Origin of the sequence: Granulicella sp. 5B5, from assembly GCF_014083945.1 — a bacterium.
In the GTDB taxonomy this organism is placed as follows: Bacteria; Acidobacteriota; Terriglobia; order Terriglobales; family Acidobacteriaceae; genus Granulicella.
Genome location: NZ_CP046444.1, coordinates 3,660,304 through 3,684,060, shown reverse-complemented (window position 1 = coordinate 3,684,060; position 23,757 = coordinate 3,660,304). Strand labels below are relative to the sequence as shown.

Here is a 23,757-nt window from a genome sequence, read left to right as displayed (position 1 = left end):
CATCGCGGTGAAGCTGCGATGCTCCGGGTCGAGATGACACTGTATGGGGAGTACGAGCGATGAGTGTTAGAGAGCGCGAACAGTTGGGTGAGGTGCTTGGTGCGGCGGTGCCGGTGACGCTGCATGGGCGAGAGCTTTCGCCGAACCAGCGGATTGAGCTGAACCTAGATTGGGTGGATGAGGTTCAGGTGAATACAAGCGCGGTGGAGCGGCGCGCAGCGACGATTGGGACTCGGCGAACAGTGAAGAAAGAGTGGCAGGCGGCTTGGCTGCTGCGCGCGATTGCGTGTATGGATTTGACGACGCTCTCGGGCGATGACAGTGCCGATCGGGTGAAGCGGTTGTGTGCGAAGGCTCGACGGCCGTTGCAGGACCATCTGGTGAAGGCGCTGGGGATTGAGAAGCTTCATCTTACGACGGGTGCTGTCTGTGTGTATCACGCGTTTGTGGAGACGGCGGTGAAGGCGTTGGAGGGGAGCGGGATTCCGGTGGCTGCGGTGTCGACGGGCTTCCCTGCCGGGTTGAGCCCGTTGGCTGAGCGGGTGAATGAGATTCGGCGAAGTGTTGAAGCCGGGGCAAGCGAGATCGATATTGTGATTACGCGCGCGCATGTGTTCAACGGCGAGTGGGGTGCGCTGTATGACGAGGTTGCCGCGTTCAAGGAGGCGTGCGGGGCCGCGCATATGAAGGCGATTCTTGGGACGGGCGATCTGTTGACGCTGCGGAATGTGGCCCGGGCGAGTTGGGTGGCGATGATGGCGGGAAGTGATTTTATTAAGACGTCGACTGGCAAAGAAGCTGTGAATGCTACGCTGCCGGTTTCGCTGGTGATGGTAAGGGCGATTCGTGAGTATGCGGAACGGACGGGGATGTATGTCGGGTATAAGCCGGCGGGCGGGATCAAGACGGCGAAGCAGTCTCTGGATTGGCTGGCTCTGATGAAGGATGAGCTTGGACGGCCTTGGCTGGAGCCTTCGTTGTTCCGGTTCGGGGCTAGTTCGATGCTGGCGGATATTGAGCGGCAGCTGGAGCATTTTGTTACGGGAAGGTATTCGGCGACCTATCGGCATCCGATTGCGTGAGAAATATGGTGATACCAGCGTCACAAATAGAGTCGATGAAAGTATGGGTCTCTGCTGCTGCAATCGATCCATCCGTCGTTGAACTTCGAAGCTCGCTTGCGCTTTTTGCCTCGAAGCGATTCAAGAAGGTTGGAGATACTCTTCACGTTGTTGGATATATAGCCGGAACCGACAGAAAGACCGGAGTCTCCCCTTTCGGCTATGGGTCTGATGAGACGGTTGCGGTATCTATGCTGCTTAGGATTGCATCCGAGCTCACAGGTGCAAGCGCAGAGTTATTCACCACAAGCCGATGCTATGCAGCATCGGCCCTGCTTCGACAAATGGTCGAAGTCGAGTACCTTGCGTGGGCTTTTGAGTCGCGCGACAAAGATGCTGAGCAATGGATTCGAAGCAATGACGAAGAGAGACAAGACTTTTTTCGTCCGGCAAAGCTGCGGAAAGCTTCACAAGGAAGATTCCGGGGAAAAGACTATGGATATCACTGTGATCGCGGTGGTCATCCAACGCCTAGAGCTTCAATTTTGTTGACTGGTGACCCGGCCAATTCTCAGCTCTTGCTGTCGGACCTGCTCGGGCACGTAGGTAGAATCTGGAACCACATTGTGGGGTGGGCGATAGAACATGAAGAAAATTGGATTTCTGAATATACCGAAGAAATGGCTTCTAAATTTGAAGAGTGGAAAGCTCGAGATTTATTGGTCAAGCTGCCACCACCCCCCTAGGGTGTTAAGCGATCGGTCATCAGCATCTATGGATACAAAACATCCCCGAAATGATTTAGCGAGGTAGCAATGGCAAGCGGCGTAGTGGAGAAGTTTTATTCGATGGAGTACGGACCGGCGCCGGAGGATGCGAGCGAGGTGGTGAAGTGGCTCGAGGCGCATGGGCGGCGGTTTGGGAACTACATCGGTGGCAAGTGGACTGCCGTGGGTGCGGAGACGTTTGAGACGAAGAATCCGGCGACGGGTGAGGTGCTGGCGACGGTGGCTACAGCTGGGGCGAGCGATGTCGATGCGGCGGTAAAAGCGGCGCGAGCGGCGTTGCCGGGGTGGCAGGCGCTGACGGGGCATCAGCGGGCTCGGTATCTGTATGCGCTGGCACGGCAGGTGCAGAAGCACGCCAGAAAGTTAGCCGTGCTGGAGACGCTGGATAACGGGAAGTCGATTCGCGAGTCGCGGGACATTGATATTCCGCTGGTGGCGCGGCACTTTTATCATCATGCCGGGTGGGCGCAGTTGCGGGATGAGGAGCTTGTTGGGTACGAGCCGGTGGGGGTGGTGGGGCAGATTATTCCGTGGAACTTTCCGCTGCTGATGTTTGCGTGGAAGGTGGCTCCGGCGCTGGCTGCGGGGTGCACGGTGGTGATCAAGCCTGCGGAGTACACTCCGCTGAGTGCACTGGCGCTGGCGGAGATTGCCGATGAGATTGGGCTGCCTGCCGGTGTGCTGAATGTGGTGAATGGCGCGGGCGAGACGGGCGCGGCGATTACTAGCCATCCGGGGATCGACAAGATTGCGTTTACGGGATCGACTGAGGTGGGGCGGATTATTCGGAAGGCTACGGCGGGGACTTCGAAGAAGTTGTCGCTTGAGCTGGGTGGGAAGTCTCCGTTTATTGTGTTCGATGATGCGGACCTGGACTCGGCGGTTGAGGGGTTGGTGGATGGGATCTGGTTCAACCAGGGGCAGGTGTGTTGCGCGGGGTCGCGGCTGCTGGTGCAGGAGCGCGTAGCGGAGCGGCTGCTGGATAAGGTGAAGGCGCGGATGCAGACGCTGCGGGTGGGGTCGCCGCTGGATAAGGCTGTCGACATTGGGGCGATTGTGGATGCGGTGCAGTTGGAACGGATTGCAGGGCTGGTAAAGCAGGGCGTTGCCGAAGGGGCAACTTGCTGGCAGCCGGAGATGTCGATGCCGGAGAAGGGGCTGTTTTATAAGCCGACATTGCTAACGGATGTTTCGCCTGCGAGCACGGTGGCGCAGGAGGAGATCTTTGGGCCGGTGCTGGTGGCGATGACGTTTCGGACTCCGGCGGAGGCTGTGGAACTGGCGAACAATACGACGTATGGTTTAGCCGCGAGTATCTGGAGCGAGAACATCAATGTCGCGCTGGATGTGGCCGCGCAGGTGAAGGCCGGTGTGGTGTGGGTGAATGCGACGAACCTGTTCGATGCGGCATGTGGGTTTGGCGGGTATCGTGAATCCGGCTATGGGCGTGAGGGTGGAAAGGAAGGGATGTATGAGTACCTGGTGCCGGAGTGGGCGGAGGCAGCAACCACAACCGTAACTCAACAGGCTTCTCTGCAAACCCATGTCTCAGAAGCGAGACATGGGGCACCCAGTTCTTCGGAGCCTGCGCTTGGGATTGATCGGACGGTGAAGCAGTATATCGGTGGGAAGCAGACGCGGCCGGATTCGGGGTATAGCTATCCGGTGTATGGGCGCGGTGGTGAGCTGGTCGGTGAGGCTCCGCTGGGGTCGCGCAAAGATGTGCGGAATGCGGTGGAGGCTGCTCGCGGAATGAGTGCGAAGTGGGCCAAGACTGCGGCCCATGGACGCGCGCAGGTGCTGTACTTCCTGGCCGAGAACCTGATGCAGCGCAAGGCTGAGATTGCGGCGAAGCTCGCGGCATTTGTGGGTGAAGCACAGGCGGAGCGTGAGATTGAGGCGACGATTGAGCGCACATTTGCTTATGCTGCATGGGCGGATAAGTATGAGGGTTCGGTGCACAATCCGCCGATGAAGATGGTGACGCTGGCGATGAAGGAGGCTGTCGGCGTGGTTGGTGTGCTGGCGCCGGAGGATGCACCGTTGCTGGGGTTGATGTCGCTGGTGCTGCCGGCGATTGCGATGGGCAACACGGTGGTCGCGGTGCCTAGCGAGACAACTGCAACGCTGATGGCGGAGCTGTACCAGGTGCTGGATACGAGCGATGTTCCGGGTGGCGTGGTGAACCTGGTTGCAGGGCCACCGCTGTCGCTGGGCAAGACGCTGGCCGAGCATGACGATGTGGATGCGGTATGGAGCTTCCGCGATGAAGTGGCGAGTGCGATGGTGAAGGCCGCGTCGATTGGGAACTTGAAGCAGGTGTTTGCGAACGATGGGCGCGCAGTAGATTGGTTCAACGCGAAGGCCGAAGGGCGCTGGTGGCTGCGACATGCTACACAGGTAAAGAACATCTGGGTGCCTTATGGAGAGTAGCCGCCGAAATTTTCAGCGCTGTTTAACACATTGCGCGCATCGTAGACAGTAGTGCAAAGCAAAGACAACCCGCGGCTGCTGTTAGATTCCGTTGTGCTTGGGGTGGTAGGTGGCCTGAGTGCGCAGGTGTTTACGTGGATGCTGGACGCTTCGCAGAAGCTGTTTCTGCAGTGGATGGCGGGGTATACGCCGCCGGGGCTGCGTGGTGAGGGCGGCTCACCGAACCAGGTGATTGGGCCGCATGGGCTGTGGCTGGTGCCGGTGGTGACGACGCTGGGCGGGCTGCTTTCGGGATGGCTCGTTTATACGTTCGCGCCGGAGGCCGAGGGGCACGGCACCGATACGGTAGTGAAGGCGCTGCATTGGACGGGTGGGACGATCCGGGCGCGGGTGGCTCCGCTGAAGATGGTGGCTTCGGCGATCACGATTGGGTCGGGCGGGTCGGCCGGCCGCGAAGGGCCGACGGCGCTGATCGCGGCAGGTTTCGGGTCGATGTATGCGACGTGGTTGAATCGGCCTACGCGAGAGCGACGGCTGCTGGTGCTGATGGGTATGGCCGCGGGACTGTCGGCGATCTTCCGGTCGCCGATTGGGACGGCGTTGTTTGCGGTGGAGGTGCTGTACAGCGGGATTGAGTTTGAGAGCGAAGGGCTGCTGTACTGCATGTTGGCGGCGATTGTGGCGTATGCGGTGAATGGCGCGTTTGTGGGATTCAAACCGCTGTTCACGGTGCCGGGACAGTTTCCGCCAACGCAGCTGACGCACTACCTTTGGTACATCGCGCTGGGAGCAGCGAGCGGGCTGGTGGCGACGGTGCTACCGGAGGTGTTCTACCGGATGCGCGATGGGTTCCATGCGCTGCCGATACCGCCGTGGATCAAGCCGGCGATTGGTGGACTGCTGGTGGGCCTGATTGCGCTGAAGCTACCGCAGGTGCTGGCGGGTGGCTATGGCTGGATGCAGCAGGCGATGGATGGACAGATGGCGCTGCGGCTGCTGCTGATCCTGCTGGGCGCGAAGATGATTGCGTTTTCGCTGACGGTGTCGTCGGGCGGGTCGGGCGGTGTGTTTGCGCCGAGCCTGTTTGTGGGGGCGATGCTGGGCGGCGTGTTCAGTGGGCTGAGCCATCATGCACCGGCAGGGCTGGTGATTGTGGGGATGGCGGCGGTGTTCGGCGGCGCGGCGCGCGTGCCGATTGCGACGCTGCTGATGGTGGTGGAGATGACGGGTGGCTATGCACTGCTGGTGCCGGCAGGGCTGGCGGTGATGCTGAGCTTCGTGATCCAGAAGAACCTGTCGCGGTTTGTGAAGTACGGCAGCATGTATGAGGCGCAGGTGGCGGGGAGAGCGGACTCGCCTGCGCACCAGGCGGAGCAGGTGGAGGTTGCGATGCGGCTGCTGGAGCATGGCGGCATCGCTTGGCCGAGCGAGGTAACGCATGTGCATCTGGCGGCGCTGCTGCAGAGCGGACTGGAGCTGGACCTGCCCGATGGTTCGCGGCTGACGGCTGGTGTGCTGAGGCCGAAGAGCAAGTGGGCGGGCAAACAGATCCGTGTGCGGCCAGTGGATGGAGCTGTGAGCCACTCGCGGATTGTGTCGGTGCTGCGGGGGAAGAATGTGTTGCTGGCGAAGCCGGATTTAGTGCTTCTGCCGGGTGATCGACTGATTGTAGTGGTACAGCCGGAGGGCATTGATTCACTGGCGACTGAGCTTGCACCGATTGGTGAAGGCGATGGTGATGGCAGCCACCTCTCGCATGAGGAGATGGCTGCGGGCTGATCAGGCGTGGATGTTGAAGGGGACGCCGGTGAGTTGCTCGGAGACTGCCCATAGCTTTGCGGCGACGATGGGGTCCTGTGCAGCGGGTGCGATCTTTGCAGGGGCAGGATTGCCTTTGAGCTCCTGGAAGCCGTTGGGACCGTAGTAGCCGCTGGGCTGCGCGTTGGGATCGACTGCTGCGTAGAGCGTGGGCAGCGCGCCGTGCAGAGCGTCGTGCGAGAGGATGGGCTTCAGTACCATGCTCATCAGATTCATCATGAAGGAGCCTTCGCCAGGGCCGCTGGTCTGCAGGTTCGTGATGGCGTAGCCAGGATGCGCGGCGGTAGTGATGATTGGCGAGTTGATGGCGGTGAGTCGGCGCTGCAGCTCAAGCGCAAAGATGGAGTCGGCGAGCTTGGACTGCGCGTAGCACTGCCACATGGGGCTATAACGGCGCTCGGACTGCAGATTGCTGAAGTCGATTTTGCCAAACTTGCTGGCAGTGCTGGAGACGATGACGATGCGCGAGCCGAGCTGTTGCCTGATGGAGTTGTAGAGCAGCGCCGTAAGCGCGAAGGGGCCAAGGTAGTTGGTGGCGAACTGGCGCTCGTAGCCGTCGGGAGTGATCTCGCGCTGTGGGATGGCCATGACGCCGGCGTTGTTGATGAGGAGATCGAGTGACTGACCGGGAAAACGCAGGACGATGCGAGCGGCGAAGGCGTGGACGCTGCTGAGGTCGGCGAGGTCGAGGGTTTCCGCAATGAGCTTTGCATTGGGGACTTCGGCACGGATGCGGGCGATGGCGTCTTCGGATTTAGCGAGTGAGCGGGCGGGGAGAATAATCTCAGCGCCTTGCCGCGCGAGCTCGAGAGCGGTGTGGAAGCCGATGCCGCTGTTGGCTCCGGTGATGAGAACGCGGCGGCCTTGCTGTGACGGGATGTCTCGGGTGGTCCAGTTCGTCTTCATAAGGAGTACTATGAAGCAGTCAGTATCTAATGGCAATAAGGCACCTTTTCGGCTTGTACTTACCTTTAGGTAACTAATGAGGAAAATAAAGAAAGTGGCACGAAAAAAATCGAAGATCGACTGGGCAGAGGCAAATGAAGCGTGCGAAGCGCTGGGGCCAGAGATGGACTCTCTGGTGCGCGAGACGGTGACACGCATGGCTGAGAAGTGGACACTGTGGACGCTCGCGGTGCTGGCGGAGAATGGCGAGCCGATGCGGTTTTCGCGGGTGATGGAGCAGGTGGAGGGAGTGAGCCAGAAATCGCTGACGAAGACGCTGCGGCAATTGGAGCGCGATGGGCTGGTGACTCGGGCGGTGTTTGCGGAGGTGCCTCCGCGGGTGGAGTATGCGGTGACGGAGTTGGGGCTGGAGATGCTGGAACAGGTGCATCCGCTTTGGCTATGGGCGGTGGAGAACCTGGAGAGGTTTCGGGTGGCGCAGGCTAAGTTTGATGGACGGTAGGGTGCGTCAGATCTGCGAGAACGGTAGTGGACTGAGGTAGAGGTTGGAGATGTTGCTGACGATGTCGGCGTCGGTGTTGCCGAGTTTGTGGGAGAGCTCGTGCCATTCGGGATCGGCGGAGAACTTGGACCAGTGCTCGGTGAGGTCGGCGAGGCTGGGGAAGGTGAGCATGTAGGTGAGGTTGGGCATGCGCGAGCCGATGAGCGTGTTGCCGAAGAAGACCGGGTTGAGGCCGCTGCGGATGAAGATGGCGATCTCGGCTTCGTTGAACATCTGGATTTTGTGCTGGTGGGCGACCTGGCTGGGGCTTTCATAGGTGCGGAGCTGGAAGATGCGCTTGCCGGGCTTGGGTGCCGTGAGTTTGGGCCATCCGGTGAAGGCGGAGAGCAGGGTGCGTTCGGCGCGCTGGAAGGCTGGGGCTGAAGCGGGGGCGTCGCGGAAGCCGGCAGCGTTGCGGATGTATTCAGGGTCCGCGGCGAGGCGGGTGTCGAGGGAGATGAGGAGCTCGGCGGAGGTTGAGGGGATGAGCACATAATACGTTGGCGTTTCGGGGCCGATGTCGAGCTTGAAGGCTCCTATGGGGGAGCAGCCGAGGCGGTTGAGTGCGGGGATGAGGGCGCGCTCGAAGTAGCCTTGCGCAAGGGCCAACTGCGGGCCGTTGCGGAGGGTGTATTTGCGGAGCTCGTAGAACTCCTGCTGCGGCTGCGGAGGGGAGGCGAAGGAGGTTGTTGCTGCGGTGGCGAGGGCTGATTTCATGAAGGCGCGGCGTTCCATTCGAGGTCTCCGTTGGCGTCGTTTTTAGAGTACGACAACGTGAGCACCCTCCCCCCTTTTTTTGGGGGTAAGATCCGGAGCGGATTGGGGTTAAGAGTGTATCCCCTGCCCTGCTTGTTCCGCGGCGCGGGATGAGATGTACCTTTTATTCCAGAGATTGGCGATACCTCTTTATTGTAGCTGTGGTGTCAAGAGGAGGCTGGCGTGGATGAGGTAGCGTTTCTGCGGCGGGTGTAGTGGTGAAGGACCTGGAGGGCAAGGTGCTGATGGATGAGATGGTCGGACACATCTTCCGGGTGGAGGATGGGCTGATCCGGAGGTTTGATATCCGGGAGTAGCGGCTTGCAGTGGGAAAGATCCGAGATGAGGATGGAAGCCATGCGGCGGGCGGCAACGTCTAACCGCGAAGGCTGGCACTGAAGAGTGCAGGAGGTTGGATGGCGGGGTTTGAGAACGATCTGTCGGAACTGGTGTATGAGCTGAACCGTTCGACGACGGTGGTGAAGAGCCATGACCGTACGCGGCTAGATGCGTTGCTGAAACAGGCGGCGGAGCAGCGGGCGTCCGACGTGGTGCTGGTGGTGGGGGCGGCGGTGACTCTGCGCATCAATGGACAGCTAGCCGTGGTGGCGGGCAAGACGCTGACGGACGATGATATCCGCGAGTTGCTGCTGCCGCTGTTGAGCAGCGGGCAGGTGAAGGAGCTGGAGGCCAACCGGTCGATTGATTTTTGCTTTGTGCGGCCGGGGCTCGGGCGGTTTCGGGCGAACCTGCACTATCAGCGCGGGACGCTGGCGGCGAGCCTGCGGGTGCTGCCGCCGCAGGTGCCGACGATGGAGTCACTGCATCTGCCAGGAGTGCTGACGCGGCTTTCGGAGCGGCGGCAGGGACTGATCCTGCTGACAGGGCCGACGGGGAGCGGGAAGACGTCGACGATGGCGGCGCTGATCGACATGATCAATGCGCGGCGGCGGGAGCACATCATCACGATTGAAGACCCGGTGGAGTATCAGCATGCGAACCGGAACTCGATTGTGGAGCAGGTGGAGGTGGGGCACGATACGCCGAGCTTTGGGCATGCGGTGCGGGCGGTGCTGCGGCAGAATCCGGATGTGATTCTGATTGGCGAGATGCGTGATGCGGAGACGATGAGCGCTGCACTGACGGCGGCGGAGACGGGGCACCTGGTGCTATCGAGTTTGCATACGAACGATGCAGCGCAGACGATGTCGCGGATTCTGGACAGCTTTCCGGAGAGCAACCAGGCGCAGATACGGCAGCAGCTCTCGCTGGCGCTGCTGGCGGTGATTGCGCAACAACTGGTTCCGGCGATGGATGGCGCGGGGCGGTATCCGGCGGTGGAGATCATGCTGGGCACGCCGGCGATTCGGAACCTGATACGGACGGGCAACGACCATCAGATCCGGTCGCAGATACAGACGGGCGGCGCGGATGGAATGACTACGATGGACCAGTCGCTGGCGGAGCTGGTGCGGGCGCGGCGGATCTCGAAAGAGACGGCGCTGGCGCATTGCTATCACCCTGATGAGTTGCGGTCGTTACTGGGCCGACTCGGGTGATTTCCGACTGATTGGCGGTTTGCCCTGCCGGATGTCCACACCTCAAAGGCGAGATGTGGGGCACGGGCTTATCGACGACCATCGCACGGTCGCGTGGGAGAATAGAGGAATGGCTGGTGACGTGGCGGGTGAGTTTCTGTGCAGTATCTGTGGCGAGCGACATGCGTTGTCGCTGAGTTATAGCGTGAAGGCCCCGAAGCCCGCAGGCGAGGTTTCGGCGGCGGAACAGGCAGCTCGCGTGGAGATGACCAAGGACCAGTGCGTGATTGACGGTTCGAAGTTTTATCTGCGTGGGCGGATTCCGATTCCGGTGCATGGGCTGGAAGAGCCGTTCATTTGGGGCGTGTGGGCAGAGGTGAGCCCGAAGACGTACCTGCGGGCCGATGCGATGTGGAAGGTGGAAGGACGCGAGAACGAGCCTGTGTTTACAGGGTACCTGGCGACGGAGATGCCGGTGTACGGCAACACGATCGACCTGGAAGTGGATGTGCAGACGCAGCGAGTGGGGCGGCGGCCGCACTTCTTTGTGCAGGACCCGCTGCATCCGATCGCGGTGGAACAGCGGGAGGGTATTTCGCTGGGACGCGTGCAGGAGATTGCGGAGATGGTGCTGCATCCGGGAAGGCCATAGTGATCGAGGTTCATCCTGGTTCAGATAGCTACGGAATTCTGAGGTGTAGACAAAAACTCTTTACAGCCGTCTGATTGCCGATCCTCTGAACGAAGCAAATCTGCGCAGCGGAACGAAGGGCGTTCCGCTGCGTTATGCTGTCCATGCCCATGTCCTTGCAAATTCCGCCGGAGCCCGATTCGCTGCGCCGTATCGCCGTGCTCATTCCAGCATGGCAGCCCGCGCCCATTCTTCCGACGCTCGCGGAAGCTCTCCGTGCTGCCGGCATCGGCCATGTTCTGGTCGTCGACGACGGCAGCGACCCCGACCTCCAGCCTCTGTTCGACCAACTTGCGCGAACCGGCGTCACCGTCCTTCGCCACGCTGTAAACCTTGGCAAAGGCCGCGCCCTCAAGACCGGCTTCAATCACCTGCTGCTCCATCGCCCCGATCTCCTCGGCGTCGTCACCGCCGATGCCGACGGCCAGCACACCGTCGAAGACATTCTCAGCGTTGCCCGCGCGCTCGTTCTCAGCGCAGGCCGTCCTGTGCTCGGCGTGCGCGCTTTTTCAGGCGATGTGCCCTTCCGCAGCCGTCTGGGCAATACGCTCACGCGTTCCATCTTCACGTTCGTCACCGGGGTCAGACTCGCCGACACGCAGACCGGCCTGCGCGGGCTTCCGCCAACGGCTCTGTCCGGCCTGATGACGCTCGACGGCGAACGGTACGAGTACGAGATGACCGTGCTCGCGCATCTTTGCCGCGATGGCTCCAAACCCCTGCAGGTGCCTATCCGCACGGTTTACATCGACGCCAATCGCTCGTCCCACTTCAATCCGGTGTGGGATTCGATGCGCATCTACTTCGTGCTGGCGCGCTTCTATCTCTCGTCACTGCTGGCTGCGGCAGTTGACTTCGCCGGCTTCAGCATTGCCTTTGCCGCCACGCAAAACCTGGCCGTCAGCGTTGCCACGGGCCGACTCAGTTCGCTGGTCAACTTCACCCTGAACCGCCGCTTCGTCTTCCGCAACCGGGGCCCGGTCACTGCCGCTATCTGGCGCTACTATGCGCTGGTGGCTGTGATTGCGTGCCTGAGCTACGGCTTGATCTATGCGCTCACGTACCGGCTCGGCTGGAACGTCTTCCTCGCCAAAGTGCTGGTCGAATCCGCGCTCAGCCTGGTCAGCTTCTCCATCCAGCGCACCTTCATCTTTCGCCGTTCGGAGGCCGTGTGACCTTCCGCCGCCTTGCGATCCGCATGCTTCCAGCCCTCACTGCCGCCTGGGTCTTCGTCGAGCTCCTCAGTCTCCGGCTCGGCCTTTTCAATCGCTTCTTCTTCGATACCATGCATGCCGATGTGCAGGGCATCGATTACTTCTCGCTGCCCAAGGCATGGTTGAACCTGACCTCCGGCCACGGTGTTTACGATACCTTTTCGCCGCCCGCTTACGGGCCGCACTTCACCTGGTACCTCAGCCATCCGGCCCTAGCCGTCGTGCTGGGAAGCTGGCTCAGCAGGCTCGACCCAATGTCCAGTTACGGAGCCTTCACCTTCCTCTCGCTGGCGATGATGGCCGCCAGCGCCTGGCTGCTCGCCCGTCTCTCGACCGATCCACTTCACCGGCGCCTGATCTGGTTTCTCCTGCTCACGGCTTTTCCGACCTACTGGATGCTTTTTGTCGGCAATCCGCAAGCTATCCTCATCCTCGCGCTTGCATGCCTGTTCGCCGGTTTTTTTCAGCTCACCGCAATGCGGCCCAGCCATGAAAGCCAGGGAAGAGCCGCTGCGCTCCTATTTGCCGGACTTCTGCTTTCGCTCTTCAGCAAGCCGGTTGTCCTGCTGATGCTTCCGCTGCTGCTTCTGCTGCGCGAAACCCGCAGGACGTCGGCTTTAGCACTCGGCCTCTATGCTGTTGTCTCCGCGGCGTTCGAGTTCGTTCCCGTCCTCAATCCCAATCGCATCCAGTTCACCCGCGTTCTATGGGAGGCCGTGCATCCCTCCTGGGTTCGCGACCACATGAACATTTACGCCAACCACTTCCTCCTGACACCGCCGATGAAAGACAACAGCGTCCACTGGCTGAATCTCATTGCACAGTCGCAGTTCCGCCTTCAACACATCGACATTTTCTCGCTGCCTGTGATGCTCGATACGCTCTTCCAGACCCACACGCCCGGCTGGCTCTATAAGCTTCCTGTGCTGGCCGTTCTGCTGCTGGCGATTGCGGTCGCCCGCACACACGACAGGCAGCAGCGCTTTGAGGCCGCGCTCTTTCTGCTCCTTGCCACCTCGGTCACCTTCTTTCTCGCCTATCCGACAGTATGGGAGTACCAGTTCACTTCCGTTCTTCCGGTAGCGGCCACGCTGCTGCTTCTGGGCGAGCGCGGACTTCTTCCACGGCGTCTTGCCGCATGGCTTCTCGCCCTGTCGTTCTGCGCCTGGCTGCCCAGCCTGTACGTCTTTACCGAAGGCCGACCACTCACCCCCGCAGTCGAGACGATGGTTCGTGTGGACCGCGTCGTTCCCGTGACCGCGCTATTTCTGCTTCTCTGCGCGGCAGTCTTCGTTCGCCTCAGACGCGCGCGCGTGAGTCGATGCCCTAATGTTGCTCCAGCTTCTTCTGCGATTCCGACCACGCGAGGTTGTTCTTCGCCAGTTGGAAGTCCGGTTTCAGCGCAATTGCTTTCTTCGCCGCTGCAATCGCATCGTCCCAGCGATGCATCGCCTCATTCGCGGCTGCGATGTTATTCCAAGCCTCGGCCGAATGCATATCCAGCGTCAGCGCCTGCTGGGCCGCCTGCAGGCTCGCCTCGAAATTCCCGGCCTGGTTCAACGCCAGCGAGCGGTTGATCCACTCCGCCGCCGTCATCGGCTCGGTCCCGGCCCGCGCCTGCTTCTTCTGCTCATAGAGCGTCAGATTGTTCTTCGCGATCTGCAAGGTGGGGTCGAGCACCAGCGCCTTGTTCACATTCGCAATCGCGTCGTCCCATCGGGCCATCGCGCCATACGCCGCGCCGATGTTGTTGTACGCCAGTGCCGACCTGGGATCGAGGGCCAACGCCTGCTGCGCTTCGGCTATCGCCTTCGCATACTCACCGGTCCGATACGCAGTGAGCGACGCATTGATCTTTGCCGCTGCCGATGATGCCGGCATCCCTCGGCCCCGCAGCATGGCGAGCGCGATTGTATCTCCGGGAACAGCACGCAGCGTTTCGACAGCCGCCTGACGCATCGCCGCTTCATCCCCTGCCTGCTGCAGCGCCATCAACAGCAGATCGTGATTCATTGGACGCGCCGGGTCCAGAGCCACGGCTGCGCGCTCCTGCACCACGGCCTCCGCGATTCGCCCCTGCGCCAGCAGCCAGCGTCCATAGAACGCATGCGTCTGGTCATCCTTCGGTCCCAGCAGCGCTGCCCGTTCAAAGTGCTGTTCCGCCTGCGCCTGCCGTCCCATGGCGCCGTACACCACTCCCAGGTTTATCTCCAGTGTCGGATAGTTCGGCGTGTAGCGCAGAGCGCGCGTGAAGTATTCCAGTGCTTCCGCATACGCGCCTTTGTTCATCTGCGTCAGGCCATAGATCATCAGTCCGCGGCCGTTGTGCGGAGACTTCACCACGTTGTCCCGCCACAGCGACTCCTCCGTATGCCATACCTGGTTGCGCAGCATGACGCCATGGGCATACGCAGCCAGCAGCAACACCACGCAGACCACGCCGACCGTGCGCACCCGCGGCAGCTTCTCGGGCCCAAAGACGCGCTCCAGCGCCAGCCAGGCCGTCCACACCACAGCAAGCATCAGCCCCGGAAATGAGAAGAACATGCGGTGATCGTTCTCCACCTCCGACAGCGCATAGACAGAGGTGGGAATTTGCGTCACCACAAACCAGATCAGCCCGAACGCAACCGGATACAACCGCTTTTTCCGCGCCGACCACCAGATCGCCACCAGCAGCAGCGCCGTAAACACCAGACCGGCCAGCGCCCGCGCATTCAGTCCGCCGAAAGGTTGCAGGTCCGAGTCCACGTTCAGGTGCACCGGAAGAAACAGCTCACCGAAGTACCGCAGCCAGACGTAAGGCTGCGTCAGCCTGTAAGCCCACGGTGAAAGAATCGATGGCGCGAAACTTTTCGGAGTCATGGCCGACTGCAGCCAGAGTCCGGCGACCGTTACCGCCAGCGAAGGCAACATCGCGACGGCACTCTTCCGCCCTCGCCCGACTCCTTCACCGGCCTCAAAGAACCACACATAGGCCATCAGCAGCACGGGGAAGACCGCCGCCGGAGGCTTCGATAGCAACGCCACCACGAACGGCAGCAGATACAGCCCCCATCGCCGCAGGCGCGGCCAGCGTATCCAGACCACCAGCGCCGCCACGCAGCCGAGCGTGCAGTACACGTCGCCCCGCTGGATCACATAATTCACCGTCTCGGCCATGGCCGGGTGCAGCCCGAACCACGCCACGGTTCCCAACGCCAGCCAGGGCGTGGCAGACGAAGGTTCCGTCCTTTGCAGTATGTCTTCATACAGCAGAAACAAACAGCCCAGCAGAATCACGAACCACACGAACGTGCTCAGGTGGAACCAGAACGGGACATACCCATGCCCCAGCGCATAATCGAACGCCAGCGAAGCCGAGACCGCCGGCCTATACGTGCGATTGGCGGGAAGCACGCTGAACAGGGTGGCGTCAGTAAAAAAACGCGGCACATTGCCCATGCTCCGCACCGCGGGGTTGTCGGTAACGGTGTGAAAGTCGTCGAAATGAAACGCATTTTCAAACGAGTTCGCATAGGCTGCCATGACCGCCAGCAACACCAGTACGCCCACCATGTATACGTTTCGATTCCCAGACTGGCTCAATTTCTACCTCGTAAGCTGCTCAACGACGTCGGAGTATTTTCTCAGATCGCGCAATTTCGAGGCGTCTTTAACATTTCTTTTGACACCCACACGGTTCCCGTATAATGTTTCGCAAGTTATCTTCAAGTGCAGCTGCCTTACTCATTCGCCGCAGTAAAGGCGTTTGCTTCAGGTGCTCATGGTTGTTGAGTCGTTTCTCTGATGAGTTCCCGCAGGCGCTTCGTTTTCTGGCTGCTCGGCGCTCGCATGGGATGAGGGAGTGTGTGTTTTGAAACCTTCTGCCGCGTTTCGCCTGCTTTCCATTCTGGGCGCGTCATTGTTCGCTGTAGCCGTCGCACATGGTGCCGATCTCGCCCTCACTGCCGATGCGAACACCAGCGCCCTGCGGCCCAATGCGAACTTCGGTTACCTGTCCAACCTGTACGTGGACAGCAACAGCACGACCTTCATCCAGTTCGATCTCTCCGGCCTGCCTGCGGGCATTACGGCCAGCCAGGTGTCCAAGGCCACGGTGACGCTCTTCGTCAACCGCATCACGTCCACCGGCCAGATCGCGGTTTCGCCCGTAACGTCGGCCTGGACCGAGTCCGGCATCACCTACGACAATTCGCCCAGCATCGGCTCCGCCCTCACGACGTTTTCGCCGGGAGCGTCGGGCGTCTTCATCACGCTGGATGTCACCAGCCTCGTCCAGGGCTGGGTCACGAACCCCGGCACCAACCACGGCATCGCCCTGTCCTCGTCTTCCGGAGCCAGCGCCGTCTTCGACAGTAAGGAAAATGACCAGACCAGCCACCAGGCCGATCTCAACGTGACCATCACCTCGATGGGCGCGACCGGAGCCACGGGAGCTATGGGCGCTACAGGTTCGCAGGGGATTCCGGGTTTACCGGGAGCCACAGGCGCACAGGGAAATCAGGGTGCGCCGGGCGTTGCGGGTGTCACAGGGGCTACTGGCGTTGCAGGTGTCACGGGGGCCGTAGGTGCTACGGGTGCTACGGGCGCGCAAGGAACCACTGGCATTGCGGGTGTAACCGGCGCGACGGGTACCACCGGCGCTGTCGGCGTGACGGGAGCCACCGGTGCCACAGGTATGACAGGTTCGCAGGGCGCTACTGGAATCGTGGGCTCTACAGGGAGCACAGGAGCCACGGGTGTGACGGGCGCGACGGGTATGACAGGTGCCACGGGGGCTACAGGCATAGAGGGCTCGACGGGGAGCACGGGAGCGGTGGGAAGCACGGGAGCTACGGGTGCCACGGGGGCTACGGGCGCCACGGGCATGACCTACATGGGCTCCTATGACGGTTCCGTCACCTATTCTGGGGCCGACGTCGTTCTCTATAACAACCAGCTCTATTACGCCATCCAGGCGAGCCCGTTTTCCGCTGTTCTTCCCACCAATAGCGCCTACTGGACCATTCTCCTCCCGCAGGGAGCCACCGGCGCTACAGGTGCCGATGGCATAAGCGTGACGGGGGCAACAGGAGCTACAGGTCCTTCCGGTAGCACCGGTGCCATCGGTGCTACCGGTTCCACCGGCCAGGCGGGCGTCGATGGCACAGGTAGTAATCTGTCGCCATGGGGCGGGACCATCGCCGATGGCACCATGCTTTCGTCCTCTTCGACGAAAGTTTCCTACGTGACGGCGACGGACCCCATGAGCCTCACCCTGCCTCCGGCTACTCTCGCGGGGCAGGAAATCAAGATCGTCGATCCCTATCAATCCTCCAGTTCGAGCGGATTCACCGTGAACGCCGCCTCTGGCGATGTGATCTATGATCCCTGGCTTGGATTGGGGAACGCTCCTCAGACTTCAGTGCTGGAATTTAACGCCATTGACCTCATCAGTGATGGAAACCACCACTGGTATGTCTACTTTGGCGGCTCGCCCACATAAGCCTCGATCTGCATTCTTTCAGGTCACGGAAGTAAAGCTGCTGCGAAGAGTTTCATTCACAGCGAAACCGAAGTGCTAGCGAAAGGAGTTTCAAAAATGAGCGATCCGTATCTCGGTGAAATCCGAATGGTCAGTTTTCAGTATGCCCCGTACGGCTGGGCCTTGTGTAATGGGCAGACTCTGCCCGTTGCACAAAACCAGGCGCTGTTTTCGCTGCTTGGCGTTACCTATGGAGGAAATGGCACCACTAATTTCAATCTGCCCGATCTGCAAGGGCGCATTCCCCTTCATGCGGGTGCCGGTCCCGGATTGCCGCCGTATGACATCGGCCAAAAGGGCGGCGTCGAATCCATGGCGCTCACCACGGCCCAGTTGCCGCCACACACGCACGCGGCGACTTTCACGCCCTCCGGCGGAGGGGGAACGCCCACGGTGAATGTCAGCATTCAGGCCGGGAATCAGACGGCTCAGGCTTCGGCTCCTTCCACTCCTTATCTGGCGGCAGGCAGTGCGCCCAGTCATGTGGCTGCCAGCCAGCCCCTCTACGCTTCCAGTGCCGGCACCAATCCGCACAGTCTTGGGGGTGTTTCAGCATCGATCTCGGGTCTTTCTCCCGGAGGTGGCACAGTCACGAACTCTCTGACCGGCAACGGGCAGCCCTTCAGCATCGAGCCGCCCTATCTGGCGGTGTACTTCATCATCGCTCTTCAGGGTGTCTTCCCCACGCGGGGGTAACCGCGCGTGGCTGTGCGGCACTTGCGGCGCACAGTCTGTTTATCTCTTCGGGCTCAAAGGACAACAGCAAAACGGCATGGCCGCACCTCAACAATTCGGCGCAACCCGCTTCCTGCGTGAAGGCAGTGTTTCTGACACTGCCTTCCTTCGCCGCCTCTTCGCGGAGACGGCCACGCGCTTGCCGGGTCTTCCGCCGCAACAGGTCGCCCTGTTTCAGGACATGCAGTTCCGCGGCCGCCAACTCACCTACTCCCAGCGGTATCCGGATGCCGTTGAGTACATCCTGCTGCACGACGGGGAAACGGCGGCGGGATGCCTGCTCGTTGCTCCGGCTCCCGGTTCGCTACGCATCGTCGACCTCGCGGTTTTGAGTGAATACCGCCGTCAGGGTCTTGCCACAGCGGCGCTCCTTCATCTGCAGGAACGCGCGTGTCAGGACGGCCGCAGGCTCGACCTGCGCGTTCAGAAAACCAACCTTGCGGCCCTTGCCCTCTATGGACGCGTGGGATTCCAGACGGTCGCCGAAGATTCGCTGGATATCGAGATGTCCTGGTATCCGATCCGTATGGCGTTTGACACGTCTTTCCCCATGGAAGCGAAGAAAGAGGTTCCATGGCCTGAGGCCCGCATACAACTCCCTCCTGATCAGGATTCAGCCTCCAATATTCTGGGAGATCAGGAAACTGCGCTGGTTTCCTCGCGGAAGTTGCTCTTCAGCCGCTTTCTTCTGAAGACTTTGAAGAAAGCGGGAGGAATAGGGGGAACACTCTTCTTCGCCGGCTCCCTTGCCGCCAGCGCGCAGGGCATTCTGACGGTTACGCCTTCGCAAACGGTCACCACAACAGCCGGAACCGGGCAGGTAGGCTACAGCGGTGACAGTGGCCCGGCCGCATCCGCCACGCTCGCGTCTCCCAGTGCTGTCGCCTATGACGCACAAGGCAATCTTTTCATTGCCGACACAAGTAATCACGTCATTCGCGAAGTCGCAAAGAGCAACGGCGCGATTACCACGGTAGCCGGCAACGGCATCGCGGGTTTTTCCGGAGATGGCGGCGCCGCAATCTCTGCTCAACTCGACACGCCGACTGGCATCGCAGTCGACACGAGCGGTAACCTCTACATCGCCGACAGCCACAACCAGCGCATCCGCGAGGTCTCCGGCGGAACGATCACCACGGTCGCGGGCAACGGAACGGCAGGCTTCTCGGGCGACGGCAGCGCAGCCACCAGCGCCGAGCTCGACCTGCCCAGCTCGGTCGCGGTCGATGCGAGCGGCAGCCTCTACATTGCCGATACGGACAACCAGCGCATCCGCAAGGTCTCGGGCGGAACGATCACTACCCTCGCCGGAACTGGGGAGCAGAACTACGCCGGAGACGGAGGCGCAGCTACCAGCGCCACGCTGGACACACCCACAGGCATCGCGGTCGACAGCGCAGGGAACGTCTACATCGCCGACCGCCATAACCAGCGCATCCGCGAGGTCTCGGGCGGAACGATCGCCACCCTCGCGGGCAGCGGTCCCGTCACCTTCGCCGGAGGCTACGCAGGCGACGGCGCAAACGCCACAGCCGCAAGCCTGAGCAAGCCGACCGGCGTAAGCGTCGACGCCGCGGGCAACGTCTACATTGCCGACACCAACAACCAGCGCGTCCGCGAGGTCACTGCCGGGACCATCGCCACCGTGGAAGGCGACGGCCAGCAGGGCTTCGACGCCGACGGCAATGCAGCTACGGCAACGGCCCTGAACGAGCCCACCGACACGGCGACGGACGCAGCCGGAAACCTCGCCATCGCCGATAGCCTGAACGACCGCATCCGGATGGGTGGTGAGCCGGCACTTGCCTTCGGTTCCTCTTCCGTCGGGCTCACCACAGCAGCTCAGTCCATCACGCTGGGCAACACCGGTTCCGGCCCCCTGACCGTCGCCGCTCCAACGCTAAGTGGCCCCTTCACGTTGGCTCCCGGGGGGACCTGCTCAGACGCCCCAATCACGCTTGCCGCCGGCGCTAGTTGCACTCAGGACATCGCCTTTAGGCCCACGGCCGCAGGCGCGGCTTCAGGCAGCATCGCCTTAAGCGGCTCTGGTGTGGTGACGCAGATGGTCCTGCTGACAGGCACCGGCGTTCAGGCGACAACCGATGTGACTCTCATCTCAAGCATGGCGGCGCTGTTCGTCAACGAGCCCATCACCTTTACGGCTACCGTGGCTCCTACCGTGGGCACGGCCGTCCCGAACGGAACCGTCACGTTCTATGCCAACGGTACATCGCTTGGGACAGAGCCCCTCAGCGGTGGTTCCGGCTCGATCACAACGAGTTTTGCGACCGCTGGGAGCTATGCCATCACAGCCGAGTACACAGGCAACGACAACTTCAGCACGAGTACGTCCGCCACGTTGACGCAACTGGTCGGCGACTTCAACTTCACGATTGCTAACAGCGGAAACGCGAGCCAGACCGTGAACCCGGGTGATTCTGTGACGTTCCCGTTCACCGTAGCACCTCTGAACGGACCGTTCACCTTCCCGATTACGCTTTCGGCCACCGGCCTGCCTCCGGGAGCCACGGTCAGCTTCAACCCCTCTGCAGTGACACTCGAAAGCTCGCCGGTTATGTTCACCATGACCGTCCAAACGGCAGAAACGTCAGCCGCCCTGCGGAAATTCAAGCATCTGGGACCACTGGGCGAAACGATGCTTGCTCTGTTGCTGCTGCTGCCGTTTACGACGAAGCAGCGCAGACGCAGCCGACAGCTCAAGTTGCTCCTGATGCTGGTGGTGAGCGTCCTCGGCCTCGGCTCGATGGCGGCACTCTCCGGTTGCGGCTCGAACTCCGGATTCTTTGGCGAGCCGCAGAATACCTACACGATCCAGATTTTCGGAACCGCTACCGGCGCGAATGGCGCCTCCTTGCAGCATGTAACCACTGTCAGACTGACGGTGGAGTAAACGGAGCCCAGACAGATTGAATGCCCGTAGGATCATCCCCGCGCTATTGCTAACGTTGCTGTTCGGCATAGCCATGCCCGGCCTTGGCCAGCATCAAACGTCGAAGCTGGACCTGGGTGTGACGTATATTGCGGAAAAGTCTCTTAAGGCAAGCACCGATCAAAACTTCTGGCTGAACGGCGGCTCTGTCGAGCTCGGGGTAAATCTTTGGCACGGCTGGGGCGTTGCCGCCGATATCGCAGGCAGTCACACGGGCTCGATCGGCAGTAGCGGCATTCCGCTTTCGCTAGTTACGGAAACGTTCGGTCCGCGATATCGCTGGCATGCGGAGCACAGGATCTCGGTATACGGTGAAGCCCTGGTGGGTGAGGCAAATGGTTTCCGCAGCTTATTTCCGGTAACAACCGGTACTCAAAGTGACGCTAACAGCCTTGGGCTCCAGATAGGAGGCGGTCTTGACTACCGTCTGAAGCGGAGTTTTGCCGTTCGTCTTATGGATGCGGCCTGGGTGCGGACGCAACTGCCAAATGCAACGGACAACGTGCAGAACACTCTCAGGCTTGGGGCTGGGCTGGTTATCCGTTTTGGGCATTGATGGTGGATCGGTGCCCCATCCCAACCATTAGGTCGGCTTTGATTAGTCCTCAAATTCCGAAATACTTGTCCTCTCGACCGTAGGCCGTCATCCGTGAGGGCAGTTAGAAAGCGATGGGCAGTAGAGTGAGGCTGACGCAGCCAGGTTCTTCGGCTGCGGTCCTGTTGGGCCTTTACTCAGAATGACGGGCCTTGTGGGTGAGGATGGCGATGGCTCAGGGTCAGATGCTGAGGACGGGGAATGGGGAGTCTCGGATGACGGCGTAAGTGAGGTCTCGGAGGCGGCCCAAAGGGGTGGAGTGGGGGCTGCGGCCGATCATGAGGAGGTCGGCGTCGAAGTTGCTGGCGGCGTCGAGAAGAGCCTGCTTGACGTTGCCGAGAGAGATTGTGACGGGGGCTTCGACGCCGACTTTTTGCTTGAGCTCGTCGAGCTCGCGGGTGGCGCGGTTGCGGGCGATGGACTCGATGGTGCCTTGCAGGTCGAGCTCGATGGGGAGATCTTGCTGGTTGACCTGAACGGCGTGGATGAGGGAGATGTGGCCGCGAGCTTCGGTTGAGACCTGGGCGGCGAAGCGGAGGACTCGTTCGGAGTCGGCGGTGAGGCCGAGGGCGCAGAGCCACTCGCGGTGCTCGATGGGGCGCGGAGCAATGGTTTCGGCGTGGCGGCTGGTGAGGACAGGACAGGCGGCGGAGTCGAGCACCTTGGCGGTGGTGGAGCCGAGGAGCGTCTGGCGGAAGATGCCGGCGTGCGTGGGCATGATGATGAGGCTGGCGCGGATGTCGCGGGCGGCCTGAGCGATCTGCGTGGCGGGGTCGCCGAGGTAGACGAGGCGGGTGGTGGTGGCGAGCGGGAGGTCGGCGGTGAGGTAGGCGCCGAGGCGCTCGCGGGCGGCTTGGAGCTGGTCTTTGGCGACGTCTTCGATGGCGCGGAGGCCGAGCTCCATGCCGGTGTAGAGGTTGAGCTCGGCGACGTGGACGAGGGTGACGTGCGCGTGGAAGATGGCGGCGGCGCGCTTGACGTAGGCGGCCATGGCGGAGGATGAGGGCGAGAAGTCGACGGGAAAGAGGATGCGATCGAGCAAAGACATGAGGAGCTTTGTGACCTCCGCTGGTGAGATGAGCGCGGCGGGGCTGAAGGCTCGGGCAAATTTCGCGTGAGTGCGGGCTATGCGGTCTGCTGGAGGAGATCGAGGGCGCCGCGGGCCTTGAGGGCTTCGGCGACGGAGTGGCCGAGGTCGGTGGCGGCGATGCCGATGGGAGCCCGCTGGATGATGTGGGCAATCTGTTCGCCGTCGGGAGAGACGACCATCGCATGGAGATGCCACTGGTCGTCGGAGGCGTGGCAGTAAGCGCCGAGAGGAAGCTGGCAGCCGCCGCCGAGGGCGTCGAGGACGGCGCGTTCGGCGGTGACGGCGTACTCGGTGGCGCAACAGTTGAGGGCGCGGATGGCCTCGTTGAGAGCCTCCGGGGCTAAAGCCCCTTCCCTCTGCCCTGATGCAACGGACGGGCTGAAGCCCGTCCCCTTCAAAGCGTGAGGACATCGAGTTTCGAGGGCGAGGGCTCCCTGGCCGGGGGCGGGGGTGAGTTCGTCGATGGAGAAGCGCTGGTGGACGTGCTGGGTGCGGCCGAGGCGGTCGAGGCCGGCGGAGGCGAGGATAAGCGCGTCGCACTGGCCTTCCTCCCACTTGCGGAGGCGGGTGTCGATGTTGCCGCGCATCTGGACGAACTGGATGTCCGGGCGGAGGGCGAGGATCATGGCCTGGCGGCGCGGGCTGGTGGTGGCAACGCGGGCGCCGGAGGGGAGCATGTGCAGTCCCCAGTGGTCTTCGCAGACGAAGGCGTCGCGGGCATCGGCGCGCGGTGGGATGGCGGCTAGGGTGAAGCGGGGGTCAAGCGTGGTGGGGAGGTCTTTGAGCGAGTGCACGGCGAGGTCGACACGGCCGTCGAGGAGGGCGTCTTCGATCTCCTTGATGAAGATGCCTTTGGAGTCGAGTGGCGTGCCGTCGGGGAAGGTGGAGGGGGCGACGAACTGCGGGTCCTGCATGCGGTCGCCGACGGTGCGGATGACCTCGATCTCGACGGTGTGGCCGTTGGCGCGAAGTTGATCGGCGATGTGGTTGGCCTGCCAGAGCGCGAGCTGCGAGCCGCGCGAACCGATGCGTATGGTGGATGTGCTCACAGTCACTAGGATACTCGGGTGAAGCGGCGTAGGCTGTTGATAGTGGCTGCGTACGCTGCCGATGA

The 23,757-nt window shown here is 61.6% G+C and carries 17 protein-coding genes; 12 read left to right on the top strand and 5 right to left on the bottom strand.

All coding sequences use genetic code 11. From position 1 onward, the window contains the following. Positions 1 to 59 precede the first annotated feature (59 nt). The 4 genes from deoC to GOB94_RS15575 all read left to right on the top strand — a co-directional run bounded on the left by deoC (position 60) and on the right by GOB94_RS15575 (position 6,061). Entirely contained in the window at positions 60 to 1,082 is a 1,023-nt protein-coding gene (deoC, locus tag GOB94_RS15590; protein WP_182276764.1) for a deoxyribose-phosphate aldolase, read from the top strand. A gap of 35 nt (positions 1,083 to 1,117) precedes the next feature. Further along, on the top strand, positions 1,118 to 1,807 hold the full coding sequence (locus GOB94_RS15585; protein WP_182276763.1) for a hypothetical protein: 690 nt from the start codon (positions 1,118 to 1,120) through the stop codon (positions 1,805 to 1,807). Between the two features lie 69 nt (positions 1,808 to 1,876). Continuing rightward, a complete protein-coding gene (locus tag GOB94_RS15580) occupies positions 1,877 to 4,282 on the top strand; it encodes an aldehyde dehydrogenase family protein (RefSeq protein ID WP_182276762.1) in 2,406 nt (801 codons plus the stop codon). Between the two features lie 138 nt (positions 4,283 to 4,420). Continuing rightward, positions 4,421 to 6,061: a chloride channel protein gene (locus GOB94_RS15575; protein WP_220464949.1), complete on the top strand. Its 1,641-nt coding sequence runs from the start codon at positions 4,421 to 4,423 to the stop codon at positions 6,059 to 6,061. Here the strand turns inward: GOB94_RS15575 and GOB94_RS15570 are convergent, their stop codons facing one another. Further along, positions 6,062 to 7,006 (bottom strand): oxidoreductase, encoded by a 945-nt coding sequence (locus GOB94_RS15570; protein WP_182276760.1) that lies wholly within the window; start codon positions 7,004 to 7,006, stop codon positions 6,062 to 6,064. A gap of 94 nt (positions 7,007 to 7,100) precedes the next feature. Between GOB94_RS15570 and GOB94_RS15565 the strand changes: the two genes are divergently transcribed. After that, positions 7,101 to 7,508: a helix-turn-helix domain-containing protein gene (locus tag GOB94_RS15565; protein WP_255484054.1), complete on the top strand. Its 408-nt coding sequence runs from the start codon at positions 7,101 to 7,103 to the stop codon at positions 7,506 to 7,508. 6 nt (positions 7,509 to 7,514) lie between these two features. On the opposite strand, the gene GOB94_RS15560 is transcribed toward GOB94_RS15565, so the two are convergent. Beyond that, a complete protein-coding gene (locus GOB94_RS15560) occupies positions 7,515 to 8,282 on the bottom strand; it encodes an NIPSNAP family protein (RefSeq protein WP_182276758.1) in 768 nt (255 codons plus the stop codon). Between the two features lie 437 nt (positions 8,283 to 8,719). Between GOB94_RS15560 and GOB94_RS15555 the strand changes: the two genes are divergently transcribed. From GOB94_RS15555 to GOB94_RS15545, 3 genes are all read left to right on the top strand, one after another. Then, positions 8,720 to 9,862 carry a PilT/PilU family type 4a pilus ATPase gene (locus GOB94_RS15555; RefSeq protein ID WP_182276757.1) on the top strand — a complete coding sequence of 381 codons (1,143 nt, stop codon included), beginning with the start codon at positions 8,720 to 8,722 and terminating at the stop codon, positions 9,860 to 9,862. Between the two features lie 109 nt (positions 9,863 to 9,971). Continuing rightward, positions 9,972 to 10,493, top strand: a complete 522-nt coding sequence (locus GOB94_RS15550; RefSeq protein WP_182276756.1) for a DUF2199 domain-containing protein — start codon at positions 9,972 to 9,974, stop codon at positions 10,491 to 10,493. 149 nt (positions 10,494 to 10,642) lie between these two features. Continuing rightward, a complete protein-coding gene (locus GOB94_RS15545) occupies positions 10,643 to 11,707 on the top strand; it encodes a bifunctional glycosyltransferase family 2/GtrA family protein (protein WP_182276755.1) in 1,065 nt (354 codons plus the stop codon). 1,365 nt (positions 11,708 to 13,072) lie between these two features. Here the strand turns inward: GOB94_RS15545 and GOB94_RS15540 are convergent. Continuing rightward, a complete protein-coding gene (locus tag GOB94_RS15540) occupies positions 13,073 to 15,304 on the bottom strand; it encodes a tetratricopeptide repeat protein (protein WP_220464948.1) in 2,232 nt (743 codons plus the stop codon). A gap of 298 nt (positions 15,305 to 15,602) precedes the next feature. Between GOB94_RS15540 and GOB94_RS17020 the strand changes: the two genes are divergently transcribed. From GOB94_RS17020 to GOB94_RS15520, 4 genes are all read left to right on the top strand, one after another. Further along, positions 15,603 to 17,234, top strand: a complete 1,632-nt coding sequence (locus tag GOB94_RS17020; protein WP_182276753.1) for a DNRLRE domain-containing protein — start codon at positions 15,603 to 15,605, stop codon at positions 17,232 to 17,234. Between the two features lie 96 nt (positions 17,235 to 17,330). Beyond that, positions 17,331 to 17,969, top strand: a complete 639-nt coding sequence (locus GOB94_RS15530) for a tail fiber protein (RefSeq protein ID WP_182276752.1) — start codon at positions 17,331 to 17,333, stop codon at positions 17,967 to 17,969. A 76-nt stretch (positions 17,970 to 18,045) separates the two neighbouring features. Continuing rightward, the gene (locus tag GOB94_RS15525) at positions 18,046 to 20,919 is read left to right on the top strand and encodes a GNAT family N-acetyltransferase (protein ID WP_182276751.1); all 2,874 of its coding nucleotides are present in this window, start codon (positions 18,046 to 18,048) and stop codon (positions 20,917 to 20,919) included. Between the two features lie 16 nt (positions 20,920 to 20,935). After that, complete coding sequence (locus GOB94_RS15520; protein WP_182276750.1) at positions 20,936 to 21,514, top strand: outer membrane beta-barrel protein; 579 nt, start codon at positions 20,936 to 20,938, stop codon at positions 21,512 to 21,514. A 220-nt stretch (positions 21,515 to 21,734) separates the two neighbouring features. Here the strand turns inward: GOB94_RS15520 and GOB94_RS15515 are convergent, their stop codons facing one another. Beyond that, complete coding sequence (locus GOB94_RS15515) at positions 21,735 to 22,601, bottom strand: universal stress protein (RefSeq protein WP_182276749.1); 867 nt, start codon at positions 22,599 to 22,601, stop codon at positions 21,735 to 21,737. A 77-nt stretch (positions 22,602 to 22,678) separates the two neighbouring features. Continuing rightward, entirely contained in the window at positions 22,679 to 23,692 is a 1,014-nt protein-coding gene (hemC, locus tag GOB94_RS15510; protein WP_182276748.1) for a hydroxymethylbilane synthase, read from the bottom strand. Positions 23,693 to 23,757 lie beyond the last annotated feature (65 nt).

Coding starts and splice junctions, on each gene's coding strand:
- deoC (WP_182276764.1), top strand. CDS start 60: ATGAGTGTTAGAGAGCGCGAACAGTTGGGTGAGGTGCTTGGTGCGGCG.
- GOB94_RS15585 (WP_182276763.1), top strand. CDS start 1,118: ATGAAAGTATGGGTCTCTGCTGCTGCAATCGATCCATCCGTCGTTGAA.
- GOB94_RS15580 (WP_182276762.1), top strand. CDS start 1,877: ATGGCAAGCGGCGTAGTGGAGAAGTTTTATTCGATGGAGTACGGACCG.
- GOB94_RS15575 (WP_220464949.1), top strand. CDS start 4,421: ATGCTGGACGCTTCGCAGAAGCTGTTTCTGCAGTGGATGGCGGGGTAT.
- GOB94_RS15570 (WP_182276760.1), bottom strand. CDS start 7,006: ATGAAGACGAACTGGACCACCCGAGACATCCCGTCACAGCAAGGCCGC.
- GOB94_RS15560 (WP_182276758.1), bottom strand. CDS start 8,282: ATGGAACGCCGCGCCTTCATGAAATCAGCCCTCGCCACCGCAGCAACA.
- GOB94_RS15555 (WP_182276757.1), top strand. CDS start 8,720: ATGGCGGGGTTTGAGAACGATCTGTCGGAACTGGTGTATGAGCTGAAC.
- GOB94_RS15550 (WP_182276756.1), top strand. CDS start 9,972: ATGGCTGGTGACGTGGCGGGTGAGTTTCTGTGCAGTATCTGTGGCGAG.
- GOB94_RS15545 (WP_182276755.1), top strand. CDS start 10,643: ATGTCCTTGCAAATTCCGCCGGAGCCCGATTCGCTGCGCCGTATCGCC.
- GOB94_RS15540 (WP_220464948.1), bottom strand. CDS start 15,304: ATGGTGGGCGTACTGGTGTTGCTGGCGGTCATGGCAGCCTATGCGAAC.
- GOB94_RS15530 (WP_182276752.1), top strand. CDS start 17,331: ATGAGCGATCCGTATCTCGGTGAAATCCGAATGGTCAGTTTTCAGTAT.
- GOB94_RS15525 (WP_182276751.1), top strand. CDS start 18,046: ATGGCCGCACCTCAACAATTCGGCGCAACCCGCTTCCTGCGTGAAGGC.
- GOB94_RS15515 (WP_182276749.1), bottom strand. CDS start 22,601: ATGTCTTTGCTCGATCGCATCCTCTTTCCCGTCGACTTCTCGCCCTCA.